We start from the raw sequence: 23,088 nt of genomic DNA on the forward strand, positions 1-23,088 counted from the left end.
CCCCACCACCGAAAGGGCGGGCCAGGGTAAGACCCATCTCGTCAACTCCTCGTCGCGCACGATGCTGCGGAGTGCGGCCATTCTGGCACTACCTGCTCGGGAGCGCTCAGTCGCCTCGGCGCACGCCGCACCTCGCCCGTCCTGGCCTATCCTGACCCGAGTGGCCGAACCGTCCGTCGCGCAGTTGCGCAAACGTCTCGACGGCCTCACCCTCCGCGACGCCGCGCGCCTGGGCAGGCGCCTGAAGAATGTGCGCGAGGCTAAACCCGGCAACCTGCGGCAGTTCGCCGAGCAGATCGCCCACGCCGAAGCGCTCGTGGCCATCCGGCAAGCCGCCGTACCGACGATCAGCTATCCCGACCTGCCGGTCAGCGAACGGCGGCAGGACATCATCGACGCGCTGCGGGCAAACCAAGTGGTCGTGGTCGCCGGCGAAACCGGTTCGGGCAAGACGACCCAGTTGCCCAAGATCTGCCTCGACGCCGGCCGCGGTGTCCGCGGAACTGTCGGGCACACCCAACCCCGGCGGCTGGCCGCGCGCACGGTCGCGCAGCGCGTCGCCGACGAACTGGGCAGCCCGCTGGGCGAAACGGTCGGCTACACCGTCCGGTTCACCGATCAGGTCAGCGACCGCACCCTGGTCAAGCTGATGACCGACGGCATCCTGCTCGCCGAGATTCAGCGCGACCGCCGCCTGCTGCGCTACGACACGCTGATCCTCGACGAGGCCCACGAGCGCAGCCTGAACGTCGACTTCCTGCTGGGCTACCTGCGCGAGCTGCTGCCGCGCCGCCCCGAGCTCAAGCTGATCGTCACCTCGGCGACCATCGAGCCGCGCCGGTTCGCGGACCACTTCGGCGGTGCGCCCATCGTGGAGGTGTCCGGCCGGACGTACCCGGTGGAGATCCGGTATCGCCCTTTGGAGATCCCGATCACCGGTGGCCCCCGGGAGGATCCCGATGACCCCGACAACGAGATCGTGCGCACCGAAACCCGTGACGAGGTCGAGGCGATCGTCGACGCAATCGCTGAGCTCGAGGCCGAGGCGCCCGGGGACATCCTGGTGTTTCTTTCGGGTGAACGCGAAATCCGGGACACCGCAGAGGCTTTGGCTGGGCTGAAACACACCGAAGTCCTTCCGTTGTACGCGCGGCTGCCGACCGCCGAGCAGCAGAAGGTGTTCGCACCCCACACCGGGCGCCGGGTCGTGCTGGCGACCAACGTCGCCGAGACGTCGCTGACCGTGCCCGGCATCCGCTACGTCGTCGACCCGGGCAACGCCCGCATCTCGCGCTACAGCCGCCGACTGAAGGTGCAGCGGTTGCCGATCGAACCCATCTCCCAGGCGTCGGCCGCGCAACGAGCGGGTCGTTGCGGCCGGGTCGCGGCCGGCGTGTGTATCCGCCTGTATTCCGAGGAGGACTTCGCGGCCCGTCCGCGCTTCACCGAGCCCGAGATCCTGCGGACCAACCTCGCCGCGGTGCTCTTGCAGATGGCGGCGCTGCGGCTCGGCGAGGTGGAGGACTTCCCATTTCTCGACCCGCCCGACCGGCGCAGTATCCGCGACGGTGTGCAGTTGCTGCAGGAATTGCGTGCGTTCGACGGCCAAGGTGCCATCACCGAGCTCGGCCGTCGCCTGGCGCGCCTGCCGGTCGACCCCCGGCTGGGCCGGATGATCCTGCAGGCCGAGACCGAGGGATGCGTGGCAGAGGTGTTGGTGTTGACCGCGGCGCTGACCATCCACGACCCGCGGGAACGGCCGACCGACCGCGAGGATGCGGCCCGCCAGAAGCATGCCCGCTTCGCCGACGAAAACTCCGACTTCCTGTCCTACCTGAACCTCTGGCGCTACCTACGGGAACGCCGGAAGACCTTGTCGGGAAATGGGTTTCGCCGGATGTGCCGAGACGAGTTCCTGCACTATCTGCGCATCCGGGAGTGGCAGGACCTGGTCGGTCAACTTCGCGGCATCGCCCGCGATCTCGGTGTCGTCGAGTCCGATGAACCGGCCGATCCGGCGCGGGTGCATGCGGCTCTGCTGGCCGGCCTGCTCTCGCATGTGGGAATGCGCCGCGAGGACGCGCGCGACTACCTCGGCGCGCGGAACTCGCGATTCGTCCTGGCGCCGGGCTCGGTGCTCACCAAGCGGCCCCCGCGGTGGGTGGTCGTCGCCGAACTGGTCGAGACCAGCCGCCTGTATGGGCGCACCGCCGCCCGCATCCAGCCGGACGTCGTCGAGCGCGTCGCGGGCGACCTGGTGCAGCGCACCCACAGCGAACCGCACTGGAACGCCGGCCGCGGCGAGGTGATGGCCTACGAGCGGGTGACGCTGTACGGCCTGCCGCTGGTTGCGCGCCGCCGGGTCGGATATGCCGGCGTCGAGCCCGCGGTGGCGCGGGAATTGTTCATCCGGCACGCCCTGGTGGAGGGCGACTGGCAGACGCGCCACCACTTCTTCCGTGACAACGCGCGACTGCGCGCCGAGCTCGAAGAGCTGGAGGAGCGCGCCCGCCGCCGCGACCTGCTCGTGGGCGACGACGAGGTCTACGCGCTGTACGACGCACGCATCCCGGCCGAAGTCGTCTCCGCGCGGCACTTCGACGCGTGGTGGAAGAGGCAGCGCCACAAGACCCCGGAGCTGCTGACCTTCACTCGCGCCGACCTGTTGCGCACAGGCGACACCGCCGACGCCGAGCGGCCCACCGCCTGGCATTCCGGCGATGTTGCGCTGCCCCTGACCTACCGGTTCGAACCGGGCGCCGCCGACGACGGCGTCACGGTCCACGTGCCGATCGACGTGCTGGCCCGGCTGGGCGGTGACGAGTTCGCCTGGCAGGTGCCGGCGCTGCGCGAAGAGCTGGTGACCGCGCTCATCCGCTCACTGCCGAAGGACTTGCGCCGCAACTTCGTTCCCGCTCCCGACGCGGCACGCGCCGTGCTGGCCGGGATCGATCCCGGGGGAGAGCCGCTGCTGGAGGCGGTGCAGCGCGAATTACGGCGCCGTAGCGGGGTTTTAGTGCCCATCGAGGCCTTCGACCTGGACAAGCTGCCCGCGCATTTGCGGGTGACCTTCGCCGTCGAATCCGCCGACGGCAGCGAGATCGCCCGCGGCAAGGACCTCGGCGCGTTACAACATCGGCTGGCCGCACCCGCTCGCCGGGCGGTCGCCCGGGCGGTCGCCGGCGAGCTGGAACGCACCGGCCTACGCGCCTGGCCCGAAGACCTCGACGTGCTGCCGCGAGTCGTCGAGCGAACGGTCGACGGCCGCGCCGTGCGTGGCTTTCCCGGTTTCGTCGACGCGGGTGGCGCGGTCAACCTGCGGGTGTTTGCGACATCGGCGGAGCGGGACGGCATGCTGGGACCGGGCACGCGCCGATTGCTGCGCTTGAGTCTGGCGTCGCCGGTCAAAGCGGTTGAGCGACAACTAAGCCCACAGACGCGGCTGGCGCTGGGCGCAAACCCGGACGGCTCGCTGACCGCGCTGCTCGAGGACTGCGCCGACGCCGCGGCCGACACGTTGATGCCGGGGCCGGTGTGGACCCGCGACGAGTTCGCCACGCTGCGCGATCGGGTGGGCGCCAATATGGTGTCGACGACGGCCGACATCGCAGGCCGCGTGCAGGAGGTGGTGGCCGCCGCACGGGAACTGCACCTGCTCCTGCCCGGCCAACCGCCGCCCGCACAGGCCGACGCGATCGCCGACATCCGCGCTCAGCGGGATCGGCTCGTGCCTCCGGGTTTCGTCACAGCGACCGGACGCACCCACCTGGCCGATCTCGCCCGCTACCTGACCGCAATCCGCAGGCGCCTCGAGCGGCTGCCGCATGGGATCGACGCGGACCGAGAGCGGATGCGGCGGGTGCGCGCCGTCCAGCGCGCCTACGACGAATTGTGGCACTCGCTGCCAGCCACTCGGCGGGCGGCGGACGACATCCGCGACGTTGCGCGGCAGATCGAGGAACTGCGGGTGAGCCTGTGGGCCCAGCAGCTGGGCACCCCGCGACCGGTGAGCGAGCAGCGGATCTACCGGGCCATCGATGCGCTTTGGGGCTGATCGGCGAATCATCGCCCTCCCACTCTCAACCTATAGCGCACTGGGGGGCTTGCGGCAAGGGCCGGGTGATGCCGCACAATCGCTGGCCGAAGCCGAATTTCGCTCTGGTTCTGGGGGGTTGAAAATGTCGTCGCACGAGAACGTCGACCACGCGGTGCTGGTGGCTGGAGGCGGCCCGACGGGGCTGATGCTGGCCGGTGAATTGGCGTTGGCAGGGGTCGATACGGCGATAGTCGAGCGGCGCGCCGGCCGGGACCTCATCGGTGCGCGCGCCGGCGGTCTGCACGCGCGCACCATCGAGGTTCTCGATCAGCGGGGAATCGCCGACCGGTTCCTCGCCCGCGGCCAAGTCGCCCAGGTCACCGGGTTCTCCCAGATTCGCCTGGACATCAGCGACTTTCCCACCCGCCACCCGTACGGACTCGCGCTGTGGCAGAACGAGATTGAACGCATTCTCGCCGACTGGGTCGACGAGCTCGGGGTGCGGTTCTATCGCGGGCATGAGGTGACGGGCATCGCCCAAGACCGCGGCGGGGTGGACGTCGCGTTGTCCGACGGTCGGTCTCTGCGCGCGGGATACCTCGTCGGGTGCGATGGTGGGCGCAGCGTGGTCCGCAAAGCCGCCGGCATCGATTTCCCGGGGTGGGAGCCGACCACCAGCTACCTGCTCGGCGAGGTCGAAATGGATTGGGGGACAGGCGAACCGCCGGAATGGGGAATTCGCCACGATGGCCTCGGGGTTCATTCCCTGGCCGCGGCGGATGATGGGCGGGTGCGGGTGATGGTCACCGAGCAGCGCCTCGAGCCCAGCGGCGAACCCACGTTGCGCGACCTGGCTGAGGCGCTCACCGCCGTCTATGGGACGGATTACGGGATCCACAATCCCGCTTGGCTTTCCAGATTCACCGACATGGCGCGACAGGCCGCGACCTATCGTGATGGACGCGTCCTGCTGGCCGGTGACGCCGCGCATGTCCACCACCCGGTCGGCGGACAGGGCCTGAATACCGGCGTGCAGGACGCGGTCAACCTGGGATGGAAGCTGGGACAGGTGGTCAACGGGTTCTCGCCCGACAGCCTGCTCGACACCTACCACGCCGAACGGCACCCGATCGGCGCGCGGGTGCTGCGCAACTCGATCGCGCAAATGGCGCTTCTTCGCCCGGACGACCGCACGAAAGCGCTGCGCGACACCATGTCTGAGCTCCTCGACATGGAAGAACCGCGCAAACGGTTCGCCGGCATGATGTCGGGCCTCGACATCCGTTACGACTTGGGCGACGGACACCCACTGCTCGGACGACGCGTTCCCGATCTCGACGTGCTCACCGCAGACGGCCCGCTGCGGGTTTTCACGCTGCTACACCGGGCCCGATCCGTGTTGCTCAACCTCGGCGAACCCGGCCGATTCGATAGCACCGCGTGGGCGGATCGGGTCCAGCTGATCGATGCGGGATATGCGGGCAGCTGGGAGCTACCCGTGGTCGGCGCGGTTAGGCCTCCCGCCGCGGTGTTGATCCGGCCGGACGGGCATGTCGCCTGGGTGGAAGGATGCGACGATTCCAAACTCAGCGATGCCCTCGCCGCGTGGTTCGGCGCCCCATGCGTCGCCTACGTTTCTAATCGGGCGGTTCGTCGTCCGAGCCGCGGGTAGGGGCGTTTTCCCCGTCGCTGGGCTTGCCGGCAACGCCCTCTGCTTCCCGGTCGTCGGCGACTTTCTCTTCGAGCTGGTCGACGATGTTCTCCAGCTTCTGGGAGTGACCGAGCAGGTCTTTATCGGGTGTGGTCATATCGCTTTCCATCGGCTGTGGTCGGGTTCCGCCCCGTCGGTAACCAGTACCCCGTCGGCCGCGTGGTAACCGGGTGGGGATTGTGATCCGGCGTTCACCATGTCAATATGCCGGGTCAGTCGCCGCTGAGAGTGACGGACGCGACATAACGGCGCGGCGATGGAAGTATCGCAGGTGTGGCCGACAAGAAACCGCAGACCATTTCTTACCCGGCGGCCGATGGACGTCCGCGCCGCCACCAGACCGAACGGCTCGACCCGCACGTCATCGTGCTGTTCGGCGCGACGGGGGATCTGGCGAAACGCAAGCTGATCCCGGGCCTGGCCTATCTGGACCAGTCCGAGCTCGCACCCGATATCCATATCGTCGCGACGTCGCTGGAAGACATGAGTGACGACGAATTCCGCGAGATCGCCAAGGACGCGATCGATTCGTTCGGCGCGCACAAGCTGACGCCCGAGCAGTGGTCCAACTTCGCGAAGATCCTCACCTACGTCCCCCAGGGCGCCGGGCCGGAAGCACTGGCCGCGGCGGTCGCCGACGCCGAAGCCGAACTGGGACCCGACGTCAGGCGTCTGCATTACCTGTCGGTGCCGCCGAAGGCGGCGCGCGAGGTCATCACCATGCTGAGCGACGCCAAGCTCGTCGAGCGTTCGAGGGTGGTGATGGAAAAGCCGTTCGGGACCGACTACGCCAGCGCGGTGGCGCTCAACGACTTCGTGCACGAGACGTTCGAAGAATCCCAGATCTTCCGCATCGACCACTTCCTGGGCAAGGAGGCCGCCCAGAACATCTTGGCGTTCCGCTTCGCCAACGGCCTGTTCGAACCGATCTGGAACCGCAACTTCATCGACCACATCCAGATCGACATCCCCGAAGCCCTCGGCCTCGATCAGCGGGCGAACTTCTACGAGGAGACCGGCGCCTACAAGGACATGGTCGTGACCCACCTGTTTCAGGTGATGGCGTTCGTGGTCATGGAGCCGCCGACGGCGCTTGAACCCTTTGCCATCAGCGAAGAAAAGAACAAGGTGTTCCGGTCGATGCTGCCGGTCAAGCCTTCCAACGTGGTGCGCGGCCAGTACAACGGATACCGCGACGAAAAAGGCGTGGCGCAGGATTCCGACACCGAGACGTTCATCGCCCTCAAGGTCGGCATCGACAACTGGCGCTGGGCCGGCGTGCCCATCTATCTCCGTACCGGCAAGAAGATGGCCGAAGGCATCCGCATCATCTCGATCGCGTTTCGAGAGGCACCCCGGACCATGTTTCCCCCCGGCTCCGGGGTCGGCACTCAGGGTCCTGATCACCTCACGTTCGACCTCGCCGACAACTCGAAGGTGTCGCTGTCTTTCTACGGCAAGCGACCGGGCCCCGGTATGAAGCTGGACAAGCTGTCCATGCAGTTCTCCTCCCAGGAGATCGGCACCGTCGTGGACGTGCTGGAGGCCTACGAACGGCTCATTCTCGACGCGATGCGAGGTGACCACACGCTGTTCACCACTGCGGAGGGCATCGAATCATTGTGGGAGCGTTCGCAAGAGCTACTCGACGACCCGCCGCCGGCAAAGATGTACCAGCCTGGCACCTGGGGCCCCAACGCCATTCATCAATTGATCGCACCCAACGCGTGGCGGTTGCCCTTCGAGCGGGAGTGGCGTGACGTCAGGGGCTAATTACACCCGGGTCAGCCGGATCGGTCCTGGGCAACCCGGGGCACCTGACGGGTAGAACCAACACCACCGACGACGTCGCCGTCAGCCCAGTTGGGCGCTGATGTAGGTGACGGCATGCCGGAATGCCTCGAGGATCTCGTTGTCGGGAACGGCGAACCCGTACTCGGCGTACAGCTGCTCGGTGGGGTAGGGGGTGACGGCCCAGCCGTGGGCGGCCAATTGCTCTGCCGCGGCTTGGCGTTCCCCCTGCCACACCAGGTCGGCGACGTCGATGTCCAGCCCGTGCTTGCGCCAGGTGCTGCGCATCGCCCTGGCACGTTCGTCGGTGAACACGCCCATGTCGGTGATGTTCTCGGTGGCCAGCCGGCTGCCCGGTGTGCTGAGCGCGGTGATGTTGTCCAACAGCCGGTCCTGGGCCTGCGGCGGCAGGTAGGGGAGCAACCCTTCAGCGATCCAGGCCGTCGGCGCTGCCGCGTCAAAACCATTGTCGCGCAACGCTGTCGACCAGTCATCGCGCAGATCGATGCCTACCGCTCGGCGTTCGGCGGTCGGTTCGGCGCCGATCCGGGCCAGCGCGTCGCTCTTGAACGCGATGACCTCGGGCTGATCGACTTCGTAAACCACGGTGCCCGCCGGCCAGGACAACCGGTAGGCACGGGCGTCGAGTCCGGCGGCCAAGATGACGGCCTGCCGGATGCCCGCGCCGGTCGCGGATGTGAGGAAATCGTCGAAAAACCTGGTGCGCGCGGCGATCTGCTCGCGGCGCTGCTGCAGGGTCAAGGGCATGTCGTCGCTGTCGAGCGGGATTTCGCCGTCCAGCATGCGCACGAAGAAGGGGTGTCCGACCGCGCGCACCAACGGTTCGGCGAACCGGTCATCGAGCAGCCGATCCGGCCCGCGGGAGGCCAGCGCTCGGGACGCGGCAATCATCGTCGCGGTCGCCCCGACGCTGGAGGCCAAATCCCAGCTGTCACCCTCGGCGCGCGCCGAACCAAGTGCTGACACCTGCCACTCCCTCCGGGGATACCGCCGCCGCTGCGGCCGATTCGCGTTTCGCGAGGTTCACCGCGGACGGGCCGTGCGGCTCAACCATCCTTGTCGAGGGTACTTTCTGGCTATGCCGCGCCCCCACTGAGCCCGACGACAGGAAGCGAATCACTTGATGGCACCGACCCTGCGCCCGCGCCGCTCGGCCTTATACCTGCCCGGCAACAAGCCCCGGGCCTTGGAGAAGGGCAAATCGCTGGCCGCGGACGTGGTGATCTTCGATCTCGAGGATGCCGTCGGACCCGACGCCAAAGCCGATTCGCGGGCGGTGGTGTGCGACGCGATTTCGTCGGGCGGTTACGGGGCCCGCGAGGTCGTGGTGCGCATCAACGGTTTAGCCACCGAGTGGCACGACGCGGACTTGGCAGCGGTGGCGGCCTCGACCGCTCACGGCGTGCTGGTGCCGAAGGTCGAGTCGGGCGATCAGGTGCAAGCGCTGGCCGCAATGCTGGATCAGCTCCAGGCACCGGAGTCGTTGCAGCTGTGGGTGATGATCGAAACGCCGCGGTCCTTTCTGAGGGCCGAGGACATCGCGTCGGCCAGCGATCGATTGGCCGCGCTGGTGGTCGGCACCAACGACCTGGTGAACGATCTGCACGCAGTGCACGTGCCCGGGCGCGCGCCGGTCGTACCCGCCTTATCGCTGGCGGTGTTGGGAGCCCGGGCGGCCGGAAAGGCGATCCTCGACGGCGTGTTCAACGACATCACCGACGAGGACGGCTTCCGAGCCGAGGCTCGACAAGGCCGTGAAATGGGTTTTGACGGCAAGACTTTGATCCATCCGTCGCAGATCGGCCCCGCCAACGACCTGTTCGGTCCCTCGCAACGGGAACTCGCCGATGCGCGCAAGGTCGTCGCGGCCTACGAGGAGGCGCGGGCGGCCGGGACCAGCGTCATCACGGTGGACGGTCGGATGATCGAGAGCCTGCACGTCCGCAACGCCGAGCGGATCCTCGCCCTTGCGGACCTCATCGCCGAACTGGCATCCGCCTCTTAGGCGCCAGGCGTACAGCGCAGGCGGCTCATTGCTTGTCGACCTTGCCGGCGATCTGGCCGACGAGCTTGACAGCCAAGTCCGCGGGGTCCTTGCGGACCGCGCCGACATCGATGGCAACGTTGTTGCGCACCGTCAGCGCGCGCTGGCAGGTCATGCTCAGCAGGACGTTGCCGTTGTCGCGCAGTGTCATGGTCAGGGTCGTGCTCAACACCCCGCGGGCGTTGGAGACCGGTCCCACCTGCCATGCCGTCTCGGGGGTGTCCGTTCCCGCCGGTGTGGTGAACTGGCGGTTGGCACATGCCGGCCATCGCTGCGCCGAGGTGGTGAAGAAGGCGTTCGCCTCTTTGGCCGACGGGAAGAGCACCAGCACCTGGTCCACCTCGGGGTCGGGTTCGTTGGAATTCGCGGGAAGGGTCGCCACCTGTTCGTCACCGCTGGCCGCGGTGTAGCCGCTGCCGGCATAGACGGGAGCCTCCCCGGGGCCCATGGCGTAGAGGCAGTCATCAGGGAATTTCCAGCCCGCGGGCCACGGCTGCTTCGCGTTGTCGTCTTGCAGCTTGTCGTTCTTCTCTTTGCTCTTCGATCCGGTGGCGCCCAGCGCGCTGTCCATCTCCGCCGAGGTGAGCAAGAAGCCCGCCAGCGCCGCTTGTGCGACCGGGGGGCGGGTCGAGGTCGTGGTCGACGAGCCGGAGCCGCCTTGATTGCTGTTGCCGCACGCGGCACCCAGAAACCCGATGGCGACGGCAGAGACTACGGCTGATAGTTGGCGCATGGTGTGGCTCACCCTCTGTGGTCGCGTTGAGCCCTCGAGCTTCAGTGCGGCCGGGCTCATCCGCTTTCCAATGCTGGGGGTGGACGCAGCATATCTGTTGGGACAGCAAATTGCGTCAATCAACGCAATATATTTCATTGGGCTATTGTTCGAGCGCTCATAGTTCGCGCCGGCATGTCATCGCGCGCTCAGAGTGAGCGCTGAAGACGAGGGGACGTGCGCGTCAGAAGCCAGAGAATGGTTCGCACTTCAAGGGTTTCCTAGGGCAACAGAAGCGAATGGTATGGATCCCGCCAGCTCATGCTCTGGAAAATATCTCTGATTTGAATACCCGCGGAAACAGGTCCGCCCGGATGCCAACTGCCGGTAAGGTGCCTACAGCAAACACATTCTCGGGATAAGGAGCGTCCGATGCGGCTAGACCGAACTACGTTCGCAGCGATGGTCACCCTCGCAATCGTCACGGCCGGGTGCTCGAACGGCTCATCGTCGTCAGTCTCCTCGTCCAGCTCAACGACGCCGTCGAGTTCGCCGGCGTCAAGCACTTCGTCAGCGCCGACGACGCCACCCTCGCAATCCGCACAGGGCGGCCCTCTAGACCAATCCACCTGCTTGGACATCTCCTTCGCCAAAGACAATCTGATGGTGGCCAACAACCCCGAAAATGCCCGCAAGTACGCCGACACACTGGAGAAGTACGGCCCGCCCGACAACGTGAAGGCGGCGATCGAGCACTTCGTCACCACCTCCGGCGCGCAGCCCAACGATCCCGACCTCAACGCCAACAGGGACGCACTCACAAGTTGGATCAAGCAGGTATGCCCCAACGTGAACCCTTGATCCGCTAAGTCCGCCACTTCTGCGCCAGCGAATCGGGTTGCGCCAACGGGCGTCCGGATACGACGTCCTCTACCGTGATGGCAACGGGGGACGGGTGCCCTCTTGCGGCGCGGGTCTCGCGGCCCGGGCCGGTGGATCAACGGTGACCACGCGGTAGGTTAGTCCCGGTCCCGGGTGATTCGAGAGGAGATACCTTGCGCGAAACCGCGGCCATGACCGAGGCCGACCGTACGTGGATGGTCGACACGCTGCTCGCGCTGCTGCAAACGCCAAGCCCGGCGGGACGCACGGACGCGGTGATGCAGCACATCGGCGACATCTTCGACGGCTTCGGCGTGCCGTTCTCGTTGACGCGCCGCGGGGCGCTGACCGCCGAACTCCCGGGAGCGTCGGCGACGACCGACCGCGCGCTCGTCGTTCACGCCGACACCATCGGCTGCATGGTGCGTCGGCTCAAGGACAACGGACGCCTCGAGGTGATTCCGGTCGGCACCTTCTCGGCCCGGTTCGCCGCGGGCGCCCGGGTCCGAATCTTCTCCGACGACCCGGACGAGTTCATCACCGGCACGGTGATGCCACTCAAGGCCAGTGGCCACGCGTTCGGTGACGAGATCGACCTGCAGCCCACCGACTGGGAACACGTCGAGGTCCGCGTCGACCGCAAGGTCTCCTCGCGCGAGGACCTCATCCGTCTCGGCCTGCAGATCGGCGACTTCGTCGCCTTTATCGCCAGCCCCGAACTGACCGCCGACGGCTACATCGTTTCCCGCCACCTCGACGGCAAGGCGGGCGTCGCGGTCGCGCTGGCGCTGGCCAAGAACTTCGCCGAGAACAACGTGGTGCTGCCGCACCGCACGATGCTCATGATCACCATCACCGAGGAGGTCGGTCACGGGGCGAGCCATGGCCTGCCCGCCGACGTCGCCGAATTGGTTTCGGTGGACAACGCGGTGTGTGCCCCCGGCCAGCACTCCATCGAGGATGGCGTGACGATTCCGATGGCCGATCTGCACGGCCCGTTCGACTACCACCTGACCCGGAAGCTGTGCCGGCTCGCCGCGGAGCAGGGCATCCCCTGCGCGCGGGATGTGTTCCGCTACTACCGCTCCGATGCCGCCGCGGCGATCGAGGCGGGCGCGGGCACCCGCGCAGCGCTCGTCGGCTTCGGGCTCGACGGCAGCCACGGTTGGGAGCGCACCCATCTGGATTCGCTGCAGGCGGTGTACTGCCTGCTGCATACCTGGCTGCAGACGCCGCTGACCTTCGCCAAATGGGACGCCAAGCCGTCGGGCCAGCTGCGGGACTTCCCGTCGTCCGAGCAACCCGCCCCGAGCGAGCGGTGGGTGCCGCTGGCCCGTGGCGAACTCGACTTACCCGGCGAGGCGTCGCCGGGATCGGTCTGGCCGCCGTCGGAGGGTCCCCAGGCCTGAGGCCTCGACGCCTTAGTGGTTGCCGCAACGGGGGATCCGGTCGGCGCGCCAACACCGGGATTGCATGGGGATATCGATCGCTTCGGCATCGGCGAAGCGACGATGCAACGCGGTGCGCGCGTTGGCGAGTCGCTCTGTGCGCTCGTCCGCAGACGCCATGATCAGCCGGCTGTAGGTGCCCACCATTGCGACGACGTCGTCGAGTTTCATGGTCTTGGTGAATGTGAACGTCGCTCGGGCGATGTCGTGGAAGATCTGCGGGTCGGGGAGCGCGACGTTCTCGTGACGCCGGCGGAAGCGGTCGGGTGATTCCGCCTCGGGCGTGTCTTCGCCGGGCAGCAGGTCGAGGTCGCGGACCCAATCCACATCACGATCCCGACTGGTCCAGATGAGGCCGAATCGCCCGCCATCGCGCAGTACCCGGCCGATCTCCGGAACGGCGCGTTGGGGATCCATCCAGTGCCACGCCGACGAGACAAAGACAGCATCCGCGGTCGCATCGGGCAGTGGAATAGCTTCGCCCGTTCCTTCGACGGCGCGAACGTCGGGAGACCGCTCGGTCAGCACCGCCCGCATGCGGGCGTCAGGTTCGACGGCGATCACCTCGGCCGCCCTGCCTACAAGCGCGCGGGTAAATAGTCCCGTGCCCGCGCCCAGGTCGACGGCCACACCGCACCGGGGCGGGACCAGCCAGTCCACCGCTTGGCGCGGGGGTTGTGGACGCAAGCCGTCGTAGTCCTCGGCGATCGAGCCGAAGGACATCGCGCGTTCTAGGCGATCAGTCATATCCGCCAAGGTAATCGGGCCCGCTGGGCAAGACATGAGAACAATTTGTGCTTCACCACAGCGCACTATGATTGACGAGTGCGTCGGCCACCAGCCCGATTCCGAAAACCAGGAACAACAGCCGCACCGATATCGGACCGTAACGGGTGAGGGCGCGCACGAGCCGGCGCTGAATACGTTTGGCTCGCATCGTCTTCCGCATCGAGAGGGCAAGGATCAGCAACGGCGGGGAAAGCGCGATCACCCAGTAGGCGATGATGGCCAACGGCCACAGCGCCGGCCTCGGGTGCAGGGCGGCGAGCATGGCCAGCCCGGTGAGATAGGGGATGGCGGTTGGCGCTTGGCCACTGCCGATCGCCAACCCGAGGAACCCGAGCAGCCATGGACGCTGGCGCATCGCAGCCAATGCCCAGCCGGGAGCCGACGATTGGGCGGTCAACGGAAAGTAAGCCAGCCCCGTCAGCACCAGGCCGAGCACCAGCTCGCCGCGAAAACGGATGGCCGGTGTCACGTGGAAGCCAACGGCATGGGTCAAGAAGCTGAGACCGAGAACCGTGCACAGCCCGAACGTGGTTGTCACGGCGAACACGCCCACGATGAAGCTCAGAGCGCCCGGAACCGGTGACCGGCGACTCAGCCGGCTGTCGAAAATAACCGCGGAGACCACGCCCAGATTGAGGACGTTCAACGAGTCGAGAAGCGCCAGACCCGCAAGCGCCAGCACAACAGGTCCCACCCGACTGAGCCCCGGCCTACCGTACGAACTCGCCGGGGGCCCGCAGCCGGCTGAGCTCAGCCAACGGCACAACCATCGAAGCGGCGACCATGCTGCAGACAATACGAGTCGCAGAGCGGCGTGTCTGTCCGAGGTTGCGTGCGCCGGGCTCGGCGGGCACATCACCAGGGCAGCTCGCATCAGTGTCGATCCGGTCACACGGCATGGGGCACCGCGGCTTTGCTCGTCGCGCGTCCGACAATGCGGGACATGAGGCAGACGCGGGAGCCCGACGGTGGCGCGTGAATTCTCACGGCAGACGTTCCTGCGGGGCACCGCCGGTGCACTGGCCGCCGGCGCGGTCTTCGGCTCGGCCCGGGCCACCGCCGCTCCCAATCCAACCGGCTGGGAGGGTCTGTCGACCGCCATCGGGGGGCAGGTTCTGCTCCCGGACAACGGTGCTTTCGGCTCGGCCAAGCAGGTCTTCAATACCAACTACAACGGCCTGACGCCGGCCGCGATCGTCACTCCGGCGTCGCCGGCCGACGTGCAGAAGGCGATGGCCTTCGCCGCCGCCCACAACCTGAAAGTGGCTCCACGCAGCGGCGGGCATTCCTATATCGGCGCGTCCACGGCAAACGGCGTGATGGTGCTCGACCTGCGCCAGCTGCCCGGGGGAATCAACTACGACGCCGCCTCCGGCACCGTCACGGTGACGCCCGCGACCAGCTTGTATGCCATGCACCAGACGTTGGCCGGCGCAGGGCGGGGCATCCCGACGGGTACCTGCCCGTCGGTCGGCGCGTCCGGGCACGCCCTGGGCGGAGGACTGGGCGCCAATTCCCGCCACGCCGGCCTGCTGTGTGACCAACTGGTGTCGGCGTCGGTGGTGTTGCCGGGCGGCCAGGCGGTGACCGCATCCAACTCCAGCAATCCCGATCTGCTCTGGGCGTTACGCGGTGGCGGGGGCGGCAACTTCGGGGTGACCACCTCGCTGACCTTCGCCACGTTTCCCACCACCGACCTCGACGTCGTAAACCTCAACTTTGCGCCCGAGGCGTTCGCGCAGGTTCTAGTCGGTTGGCAGAACTGGCTTCGCACCGCCGACCGGAACAGCTGGGCGCTGGCGGATGCCACCGTCGATCCCACGGGAACGCATTGCCGCATCATGGCGACGTGCCCGGTCGGATCGGGAGGCAGCGCGGCGGCCGCGATCGCCAAAGCCGTTGGCGTGCAACCGACGGGGACCGAGAACCACACTTTCAACTATCTGGACCTGGTGCGGTATCTGGCCGTCGGGAACCTCAACCCGTCACCACTCGGATACGTCGGCGGATCCGACGTGCTGCCCGTCGTCGACGCGGCCACCGCCCAGGGGATCGCCAAGGCGGTCGGGGCGTTCCCTCGGGGCGCCGGCCGCATGTTGGCGATCATGCATGCCCTGGACGGCGCCCTCGCCGATGTGGCGCCGGGCGCCACCGCATTCCCGTGGCGCCGCCAGTATGCGCTGGTGCAGTGGTACGTCGAAACCGGCGACGCGGAGGCGGCGACCAATTGGCTCAACACCGCGCACCAAGCCGTGCAACCGTATTCGGTCGGCGGATATGTGAACTACATCGAGGCCAACCAACCGGCCTCGCGCTATTTCAGCTCGAATCTGTCCCGGCTGACCGCCGTACGGCAGAAGTACGATCCCGGCCGAATCATGTTCTCGGGACTCAACTTCTAGTGAACAGCGTGCGCGTCTGACGTCGAGACATAATCCCACGCATGACGGATGCGGTACACGTGACGCCGAATCGAGGCAGCGTCGCGATGGGCGACGACGTGGAGTCCCATCGAGTTTTCTGGGTCTTCCCCGCTTCAGCCACCGTCGACGACCTGGTCGAAATCTCGCCACTATCCGCCCGGCGTCGCCGGGCGTACCTCAAGCCGTACTTCGAATACCTCGCAGGCGGCAGTTGCCGGATCTGCAATACCGGCTGCGCATGAATCGCTACCACAACGAAACGCTGACCGATGACCAATACCGAGCGGCCGTCAGCTCGGTACACGCCGACCTCTCCGACCTCGGTGAGCGTCCCGGACCCAAGTAGGCCATGACCACGGATCAGATGACGGCGGAACTCACGCGAAGCCACACACAAGCGACTGTTGCCGTCTACAGTTCAGCGAACAACGGACGGACACCTCAAAGGAAATGCGATGGCGAAAAGTGTTGCGGCCAAGAATGACAACGAGAAAGTCGTGCTCGATTTCATACACGCCGCTTACGGCCAAAGCATGGACATCGACGCGATGGCCGCGCTCATGGCCGACGACTTTGTCTGGCAACTGCACGTGCCCTTGTCGCCCGTGGTCCGGGGACGCGACGCGGCGCGCGCGGAACTCGAGAAGCACAACACGTTGTCGACGGGGATGGTCGAGGGAAGTGAGATCCGCACGATCCCGTCCGACGGTGACACAGTCGTCGTCGAACGCGTCGACGTGAACGCCATGAACGGTGTCACCGTCACGTTCTACGTCACGGCGTTCTTCGGAGTTCGCGACGGCGCGATCACTTACTGGCGTGAGTATTGGGATACAACCCACGTCGCTGCGCAACTCGGCATTGATCCCGCGCTCATGTTCGCGCCGCTGAGCAATTGAGCGGCAGGGGATTTGGGGCGCGGAGCTAGCCCGAGGCGCTCAGGATCTTGATCGCGAAAACAAGCGAGTCGCCCGGCCGTATCCCAGCGCTGGGCTGACCGTTGGGATAGCCATCCGCCGAGGTCATCGCGACGGCGACCGTGGACCCGACCTTTTGTCCCGCGATCGCCTTCTGGAAGCCCGGCACAACACCGTTGAGCGGGAAGTCGATCGGGGCGCCCCGCTGGTAGCTGCTGTCGAACACGGACCCGTCACGTCCGTTGACGCCCATGTAGCAGACGGAAACCGTCGCCGTGCCGGGGACCACCGGTCCGTCTCCGGCATGCAGCGTATGCACCTGGGTCTGGGTCACGCTGAACGGTGCCGTCACGTCGATGCGCGGCGCTGTCGTATCCGTGGATCCGGTGACCGCGACGCTGCCGGTGGCCCCGGTCAGGGTCCACTCCGGCGTTCCACCGCCTTGCGGTGGCGCGGTTGGGCACGAACCGGCCGCCGCTGCGTGGTCCGACGCGGCAATCGCCAGGACGGTTGCCGCGACACAAGCCGCGACGGAGGAATACACCAGGGAGGACTTCACGGCCGTCACGCTACAGCCGGTCACCGAGTCTGTTATTGGTGGCCCCGCCCCGACGTGGGAACCTGCTGTCACGTAACACATCACGGACAATCCGCGCGTCGGCGGTCACCCAGCCATGACCGACCACCGGGGAGATTCGCCCCCGCCGGCGGATCTGCTCAACGAGGCCGTAAACGTTCTGGGGCCGGCTGCTGTCGATCAACAGCTGGGCAAAAGGATCACCCCGGTGAGCGAGCAGCTTCAGCAGCGCACGCGGTAATCCATATCCCAACAGCCAATGCGACCGGGCTTTGACGTCCACACCGACATTGTTCGCCTTCATCGCGCCGTAGAGATAGAGGCGCACGCTTATACACTGCAGCGACGTGATCCAATTTCGGCGCGCCACCTTTCCAAGCTTTGGTTATTCTTCATATTCGGTATTGCTTTCGGCCGCGCCGACCGGCGACCGCGCTGACCGGCTGCCGCGCAGAAAGGAAGGGATCGAATGCCCTCACTTCGCTGGCCGGCCAGACTCGCCGTCCCCCTGGTGGCCGGCGCCGCCCTGGTCGGCGGTGCTGCCCTCGCGAGCGCTACCACTCCCCAAGATGAGGCGTACCTTGCGCAACTGCGCGCCGTCGGTCTCTCCTGGCCACCCCAGACGGAAGAGGCGCTCATCGGGGAAGCCCACCTCATCTGTTACGACCTCACTTGGGGTTGGACGCCGCAACAGATCGCCGACGACGTTCATGCGCACTTGAACGCCAGGGGTGTCACGCTGTTAGACGTCGGCACCATGGTCGACGCCGCTCACTCGGTGTATTGCCCCGGCAATGTGTGCGACGCCCCGTCCCTGTGCACATGAGGGCGCGCCGGGGGAGACAACGTTCAATCGCCGAAGGGGCGGATCGAAAGAGCGGGCAGGGCCGGGGAGGGCCGCTTTAGTCCGGCGCGCCCTGACCGAGAAACACGCCAGCAATGAGCAGAACTGCTCTTGCGATGTGGACATAGCCATATCCTGCTTGCAACGCCACCCAACCGATCGAGGGGAACGTTGTCAGTGACACGAAGCCGACGAGTGGTAGTCGTGTTGGCAACCATCGGTGTTCTCGTGTTCGCCGCTATGTTGTTCGGCGCCAGCGATGCCTCGCGCCGCGCGGTGATCGCATCGGCGGGGACGGTTATCGGGGGCATAGTCGCGACAGCTTGTTCGCTCACTGCCGCCTACATGTCTCGAGGCCGCCAACGGTTTGCGTGGACCGTCATGTCAATCGCTCTGGTCGGTTGGACGGCCGGCGAAGCGGTTTGGTGGTACGTCGCCGTGGGTGGCGTTCTTCCGGCCGCAGAGCTCTCCGCGGCCAACATCGGCTACCTGATACTGCCGCTGGGCGCGTTGGTCGCCGCGCTTGCGATTCCCAGTCGGGACGACTCCAGATTCGGAATCGGCCTCCTGCTCGACGGCATCCTGATCACAGCGTCGCTGATGGTCGTTATCGTCCTTCTGCCATTAGGTCACGCGGCACACCCCTCCCAGACGCTCAGCGTTCCACGGATCTTGTTGGCCACAGCCGCGGGCGTGTACGTGGGGCTGGTCGTCATGAGCTTCATCATCGTCAAGAAGGCGGAGGCGGACCGCAAGCTCTCAACAACCCTGATGACGCTGGGCTGGGGAGTGATCGCGGTGGCCGGGATAGTGCACGTCTACCAGGATTACACCGACCAGGTGCCCAACAACCTGGTCGTTCTCGGCTGGGTCGGCGGAACGTATTTCTTCGCATTGTCCGGAATCAGTTCTCGGCCAACGCCGGAAGCCGACCTCGGGTTTTCTCAGCCCTCGTCGAGGGTGTCGGTGTGGCTGCCGTACCTGCCCGTGCTGCTGGCCATCATCGTTGGCGCCGTGCACTTTTGGCCCAAGTACCGGGGCGAAGGGTTCATCTTCTTGGTTTGTGTGGTGCTGGTCCTCACCACCCTGATCCGTCACGTCCTGCTATTAGACCGCAAGCGACGTCTGCTTGTCGCGGTGTCTGATGCCGCCCTGCGGGACCCGCTGACCGGTTTGGCTAATCAGCGGTTGTTCGATGAGCGCCTGGCGCATGCGCTGCGCTTACACGTTCAGCACAGCGTGCCGGTCAGCGTGCTCACGGTAGGTGTCGACGATTTCAGGTTGGTGAACGACACGCTCGGATATGACGTTGGTGACCAACTGTTGCGCGGCGTGGGCGAGCGGATCCAGGCCAACGTCAACGACAGCCACACCGTCGCGCGGATGAGCGGGGACGAATTCGCCATCCTGGTCGAAGACCGCCCCGACGTTGCCGTGGAGGTTGCCAACGGGCTGGCCCGATCGTTCGACGAGCCCGTCGACCTCGAGGATCACAGCCTGGACGTCCGTCTGAGCATCGGGGTGGCCTCTGCGGGATCAGAACTCGTCACCGTCCCGGCGCCAGGCGATCTCCTGAGACGGGCTGATGCGGCACGCTCCTGGGCCCGGCTGGCCAGCTCGACCAACGTGCGGGTGTTCACGCCCGAGATGGACGGCCACCTTGGCCAGGCGGCGGCGCATGACGTTGCCATGGCGCGGTTGCAACTGCTCGGCGAACTGCGACGCACCATCGAGAACGGCTCGCTGACCCTGCTTTACCAGCCGAAATTCGGCATGTGGACCGGAAACGTGACCGGAGTCGAGGCGCTTGTTCGATGGCAGCACCCACGATTCGGCATCCTGGGGCCGGATCAGTTTCTGCCCCTGGTCCGAGAGCACGGCCTGATGGATGCGCTCACCGAGCTGGTGCTGTGGCAGGCTGTCGCCGACGCGGCCGCGTGGCAGGCGGCAAACGCCGCCATCCCCGTCGCGATCAATTTGGGAGCGCCGTCCCTCGACAAGGACGCGCTGCCCGACCGGATCATGTTTGTGCTCAACACCTACGCAATGTCTCCCACTTCCCTCACGATCGAGATCACCGAGGATTTGGTGGTGGCCGACATGGCGAAGGCACGCACAGTGCTGAATCGTCTTCGTGAGAACGGCATCCGGGTCGCGATCGACGACTTCGGCAGCGGTTATGCCACTTTGACTTATCTGCGGGAGCTGCCGGCCGACGAAGTCAAACTCGGTCGGGAATTCGTCGCACCGATCTTGCACGACGAGCGCGCCGCCACCATCGCGCGCTCGGTGATCGAGCTGGCATCCGGTTTCGGCATCACCAGCGTTGCCGAGGGGGTCGAAGACTACGCAACAGCCAAGCGACTCAAGGAATATGGTTGCGACGCGGTGCAAGGGAACTTCTTTTGCCCCCCGCTACCCGCTTCCGAGATCCCGCGAATCCCTGCGGACTCGATGCTCGCTGCGCAGTGATTCGGCGGCGCGTGTCATGAGTCACCCCTGGGGCCATAGGCGGCTGCAATGTCGGCGGAGCCGAGCCACCCCGAGTAAGTGGGGCGCGAGGGCCACCCTTCAGGTGAATCGAGCCACTCCTCCTGCCGTCCCCACGGCAGGAGGTCGATCAGCCCGAACGTGTGACTGAGTTGCTCGGTGCCCCGCCCGTCCGTATGCCACGTGCGGTACACGGTGTCATCATCGCGCAGGAACACGTTGACCCCGAAGCCCCCGCCGGGCGGCGCGTCCATGTCGGCGGCGAAGGGACTTTCCGAAGACGAATACCACTCCATGCGATTGCCGACCTTCCGTTTGTAGGCCAGGGCTTCCTCGATCGGTCCGTTGGTGACGATGACGAACCGGGCGTCGTAGTTGTCGAGGAACTCCAGCCGGGTGAATTGCGACGTGAAGCCCGTGCACCCGCCGCACTGCCATTCGGCGCCATCGGACCACATGTGGTGGTAGACGATGAGCTGCGATCGGCCGTCGAACACGTCGACCAGGCGGATCGGTCCGTCAGCGCCGACCAGCACGTAGTCGGCCAGTTCGACCATCGGCAGACGCCGACGCTGGGCGGCGATCGCATCCAGTTCGCGGGTGGCGGCCTTCTCGCGTTTGCGCAACTCATCGAGTGCGCGGCGCCAGGTTGGCTGATCGACGACTGGCGGCAGGGCCGGGTGTTGGGACGACATGGTTCCACCTTCTCGTTCGGTTTGTCCGTCTGGAAGGTCTGACCGGTGGCGTGGCCGGAATTCATCGCGGCGTTTGCGACGTGCACGATGGTCTTGACCCGCATGCCCGGGCTCGCTTCGATGATGGTTAGGCACGAGGGGAGCCCACCATGAGGACATTCGTTCGCCACCTTGCAGTCGTCGCCATGATGGTCTTTGCGTCGATGGCAGCCGTGACGATCGCGACACCACCGGTGAGTTCGGCCGGCTGCGCGGACGGCGAGTGGTGGGACCCGACGGGCAAGGTTTGCCGACCGCTCGGGGTCGGGCCACAACCCTTGGCATGCGACCCGGGGCAGTGGTGGGACCCGACAGCCAATGTATGCCGGCCGCTCGGTGTCGGGCCGCAACCTCTGGCGTGCGACAACGGCTGGTGGTGGGATCCCGGCGCGAACGAATGCCGTCCGCCGGTGGTACCACCGCCCGGTTAGTGCGGTGTCGCCCGGCCGGTACCCTTGCGCGCCATGACCGACTCCGTCGTCGTCAGGGTCAAGCCCGGCAGCCGAAAGGGACCCTTTGTCGAGGCCGGCCCCGACGGTGCGCTGACAATCTATGTCCGGGAGCCTGCGATTGACGGCAAGGCTAATGACGCCGTCGCCCGGGTGCTGGCAGCTCACCTTCGATTGCCAAGAAGCCGGGTCGAATTGATATCCGGAACGACCTCGCGCCTCAAACGTTTCCGCGTGAGCCGCTGAGCGTCGCGTGGGTGTGTTTGGCGGTGGGCCGCCCACACCGCCGCTGGTCGTGTCACATAGCGACGTCCAATTCCGTCTAGCGAGGAGGTGAGCGGGCAGCATCCACCGAAGGAGGACACGATGAATCGCTTGAGCACGCCGGCGCGGATCTACCTGGTCGCGGTGACAGCGTCAGTGGGGGCGGTCACCGCCGGGATTGGGATCTGGTGCATCGGCGACCCGAATTCCTTTGCCCGTGCCGTCGGATTCGACGCGCACCGGCACTTCTTACATGACGTGGGCGCGTTCCAGCTGGGCCTCGGCGTGACCCTGCTGCTTGCCGTGATCTGGGCGGACGCGCTGGCCACGGCGCTCGCCGGATTCATTGTGGCGAATACCGTACACACGGTGAACCACTTTGTGGACCTCGACGTGGGCGGTTCCGTCGGGCAAGCGTGGGCGCTCGGTGTCGTGTCCGTTGCCCTTGCCCTCGCGTTCGTCCTGCGACTCCGTCAACTCGGCTACGTGCTGGGTTCCGTTGGAACAGCAGCTAATTCAGCATTGGCGCCATTCGTGCGCCAGAAGACCATCGCGCTCACCACCTTTCGCAAGGACGGCACTCCGGGCTCCAGTCCGGTCAGCATTGTGGTGGACGGCGACCACGCCTACTTCCGAAGTTTCGAGCGGGCCGTCAAAGTGCGACGAATCCGGCGTAATCCGGGCGTCGAATTTGGCCCGGCAACGGCATCCGGCAAGCCGACGGGGGCCGCGCTACCCGGCCGCGCGCGTCTGCTTGAGGGGCCCGAATGTCAGAGGGCAGCACGTCTGCTGCGGCAGAAATATCCTTTCCTGCATGGCGTGCTGGTGCCGACCGCGCACCGGCTCATGCGGTCCAAGTATGGCGGCACGATCCACGCGGAGTTGACTCCGTTGGCTGAATCTCAGCGATAGCCGATAACGCCGCACACGTGCGTTACGCAGGCTTACGATGTCGC

Annotated in this window: 22 protein-coding genes; 14 read left to right on the forward strand and 8 right to left on the reverse strand. The window is 66.4% G+C overall.

Going from position 1 to position 23,088, the window contains the following annotated elements; translation table 11 throughout:
* The first annotated feature begins 160 nt into the window (after window positions 1–160).
* On the forward strand, window positions 161–4,054 hold the full coding sequence (hrpA, locus tag G6N51_RS04515; protein WP_083170719.1) for an ATP-dependent RNA helicase HrpA: 3,894 nt from the start codon (window positions 161–163) through the stop codon (window positions 4,052–4,054).
* Window positions 4,055–4,178: 124 nt separating this feature from the next.
* Entirely contained in the window at window positions 4,179–5,708 is a 1,530-nt protein-coding gene (locus tag G6N51_RS04520) for an FAD-dependent monooxygenase (RefSeq protein WP_083170720.1), read from the forward strand.
* On the opposite strand, the gene G6N51_RS04525 is transcribed toward G6N51_RS04520, so the two are convergent.
* On the reverse strand, window positions 5,674–5,856 hold the full coding sequence (locus tag G6N51_RS04525; protein ID WP_083170721.1) for a hypothetical protein: 183 nt from the start codon (window positions 5,854–5,856) through the stop codon (window positions 5,674–5,676). The genes G6N51_RS04520 and G6N51_RS04525 overlap by 35 nt on opposite strands.
* Window positions 5,857–6,020: 164 nt before the next feature.
* On the opposite strand from G6N51_RS04525, the gene zwf reads away from it, so the two are divergent.
* The gene (gene zwf / locus G6N51_RS04530) at window positions 6,021–7,520 is read left to right on the forward strand and encodes a glucose-6-phosphate dehydrogenase (RefSeq protein WP_083170722.1); all 1,500 of its coding nucleotides are present in this window, start codon (window positions 6,021–6,023) and stop codon (window positions 7,518–7,520) included.
* A gap of 81 nt (window positions 7,521–7,601) precedes the next feature.
* Here zwf and G6N51_RS04535 read toward each other — a convergent pair whose 3' ends face one another.
* Window positions 7,602–8,525, reverse strand: coding sequence for a class I SAM-dependent methyltransferase (locus G6N51_RS04535; protein WP_083170723.1), 924 nt, complete (start codon window positions 8,523–8,525; stop codon window positions 7,602–7,604).
* A gap of 157 nt (window positions 8,526–8,682) precedes the next feature.
* Between G6N51_RS04535 and G6N51_RS04540 the strand changes: the two genes are divergently transcribed.
* On the forward strand, window positions 8,683–9,564 hold the full coding sequence (locus G6N51_RS04540) for an HpcH/HpaI aldolase/citrate lyase family protein (protein WP_083170724.1): 882 nt from the start codon (window positions 8,683–8,685) through the stop codon (window positions 9,562–9,564).
* A gap of 25 nt (window positions 9,565–9,589) precedes the next feature.
* On the opposite strand, the gene G6N51_RS04545 is transcribed toward G6N51_RS04540, so the two are convergent.
* Window positions 9,590–10,336 (reverse strand): sensor domain-containing protein, encoded by a 747-nt coding sequence (locus G6N51_RS04545; RefSeq protein WP_083171025.1) that lies wholly within the window; start codon window positions 10,334–10,336, stop codon window positions 9,590–9,592.
* A 612-nt stretch (window positions 10,337–10,948) separates the two neighbouring features.
* On the opposite strand from G6N51_RS04545, the gene G6N51_RS04550 reads away from it, so the two are divergent.
* Both G6N51_RS04550 and G6N51_RS04555 read left to right on the forward strand, forming a co-directional pair.
* A complete protein-coding gene (locus tag G6N51_RS04550; RefSeq protein ID WP_083170727.1) occupies window positions 10,949–11,176 on the forward strand; it encodes a hypothetical protein in 228 nt (75 codons plus the stop codon).
* A gap of 194 nt (window positions 11,177–11,370) precedes the next feature.
* On the forward strand, window positions 11,371–12,606 hold the full coding sequence (locus G6N51_RS04555) for an osmoprotectant NAGGN system M42 family peptidase (RefSeq protein ID WP_083170729.1): 1,236 nt from the start codon (window positions 11,371–11,373) through the stop codon (window positions 12,604–12,606).
* Between the two features lie 12 nt (window positions 12,607–12,618).
* Here G6N51_RS04555 and G6N51_RS04560 read toward each other — a convergent pair whose 3' ends face one another.
* Window positions 12,619–13,392 (reverse strand): class I SAM-dependent methyltransferase, encoded by a 774-nt coding sequence (locus G6N51_RS04560; protein WP_083170732.1) that lies wholly within the window; start codon window positions 13,390–13,392, stop codon window positions 12,619–12,621.
* Between the two features lie 52 nt (window positions 13,393–13,444).
* Window positions 13,445–14,128, reverse strand: a complete 684-nt coding sequence (locus G6N51_RS04565; protein WP_083170740.1) for a GAP family protein — start codon at window positions 14,126–14,128, stop codon at window positions 13,445–13,447.
* A gap of 274 nt (window positions 14,129–14,402) precedes the next feature.
* Here G6N51_RS04565 and G6N51_RS04570 point away from each other — a divergent pair, with 274 nt between their 5' ends.
* The 3 genes from G6N51_RS04570 to G6N51_RS04580 all read left to right on the forward strand — a co-directional run bounded on the left by G6N51_RS04570 (window position 14,403) and on the right by G6N51_RS04580 (window position 16,756).
* A complete protein-coding gene (locus G6N51_RS04570) occupies window positions 14,403–15,836 on the forward strand; it encodes an FAD-dependent oxidoreductase (RefSeq protein ID WP_083170742.1) in 1,434 nt (477 codons plus the stop codon).
* A 41-nt stretch (window positions 15,837–15,877) separates the two neighbouring features.
* A complete protein-coding gene (locus G6N51_RS04575) occupies window positions 15,878–16,099 on the forward strand; it encodes a hypothetical protein (RefSeq protein WP_163750569.1) in 222 nt (73 codons plus the stop codon).
* Window positions 16,100–16,312: 213 nt separating this feature from the next.
* The gene (locus G6N51_RS04580) at window positions 16,313–16,756 is read left to right on the forward strand and encodes a limonene-1,2-epoxide hydrolase family protein (protein WP_083170744.1); all 444 of its coding nucleotides are present in this window, start codon (window positions 16,313–16,315) and stop codon (window positions 16,754–16,756) included.
* Between the two features lie 25 nt (window positions 16,757–16,781).
* Here the strand turns inward: G6N51_RS04580 and G6N51_RS04585 are convergent, their stop codons facing one another.
* Together G6N51_RS04585 and G6N51_RS04590 are read right to left on the reverse strand one after the other, a co-directional pair.
* Entirely contained in the window at window positions 16,782–17,342 is a 561-nt protein-coding gene (locus tag G6N51_RS04585; RefSeq protein WP_083170747.1) for an FKBP-type peptidyl-prolyl cis-trans isomerase, read from the reverse strand.
* 1 nt (window position 17,343) lies between these two features.
* The gene (locus G6N51_RS04590) at window positions 17,344–17,679 is read right to left on the reverse strand and encodes a hypothetical protein (protein WP_083170750.1); all 336 of its coding nucleotides are present in this window, start codon (window positions 17,677–17,679) and stop codon (window positions 17,344–17,346) included.
* 141 nt (window positions 17,680–17,820) lie between these two features.
* On the opposite strand from G6N51_RS04590, the gene G6N51_RS04595 reads away from it, so the two are divergent.
* Together G6N51_RS04595 and G6N51_RS04600 are read left to right on the forward strand one after the other, a co-directional pair.
* The gene (locus G6N51_RS04595) at window positions 17,821–18,177 is read left to right on the forward strand and encodes a DUF732 domain-containing protein (protein ID WP_232078203.1); all 357 of its coding nucleotides are present in this window, start codon (window positions 17,821–17,823) and stop codon (window positions 18,175–18,177) included.
* Between the two features lie 399 nt (window positions 18,178–18,576).
* A complete protein-coding gene (locus tag G6N51_RS04600) occupies window positions 18,577–20,667 on the forward strand; it encodes a putative bifunctional diguanylate cyclase/phosphodiesterase (protein ID WP_158086207.1) in 2,091 nt (696 codons plus the stop codon).
* Window positions 20,668–20,681: 14 nt separating this feature from the next.
* Here the strand turns inward: G6N51_RS04600 and G6N51_RS04605 are convergent, their stop codons facing one another.
* Complete coding sequence (locus G6N51_RS04605) at window positions 20,682–21,380, reverse strand: DUF899 domain-containing protein (protein ID WP_083170758.1); 699 nt, start codon at window positions 21,378–21,380, stop codon at window positions 20,682–20,684.
* Between the two features lie 149 nt (window positions 21,381–21,529).
* Between G6N51_RS04605 and G6N51_RS29040 the strand changes: the two genes are divergently transcribed.
* From G6N51_RS29040 to G6N51_RS04620, 3 genes are all read left to right on the forward strand, one after another.
* Complete coding sequence (locus G6N51_RS29040; protein WP_083170761.1) at window positions 21,530–21,850, forward strand: hypothetical protein; 321 nt, start codon at window positions 21,530–21,532, stop codon at window positions 21,848–21,850.
* Between the two features lie 33 nt (window positions 21,851–21,883).
* Complete coding sequence (locus G6N51_RS04615; RefSeq protein ID WP_083170764.1) at window positions 21,884–22,114, forward strand: DUF167 domain-containing protein; 231 nt, start codon at window positions 21,884–21,886, stop codon at window positions 22,112–22,114.
* Between the two features lie 120 nt (window positions 22,115–22,234).
* Window positions 22,235–23,044, forward strand: coding sequence for a PPOX class F420-dependent oxidoreductase (locus tag G6N51_RS04620; protein ID WP_083170766.1), 810 nt, complete (start codon window positions 22,235–22,237; stop codon window positions 23,042–23,044).
* Window positions 23,045–23,088: the final 44 nt, after the last annotated feature.

It is taken from the genome of Mycobacterium paraseoulense (assembly GCF_010731655.1).
Lineage (GTDB): Bacteria > Actinomycetota > Actinomycetes > Mycobacteriales > Mycobacteriaceae > Mycobacterium > Mycobacterium paraseoulense.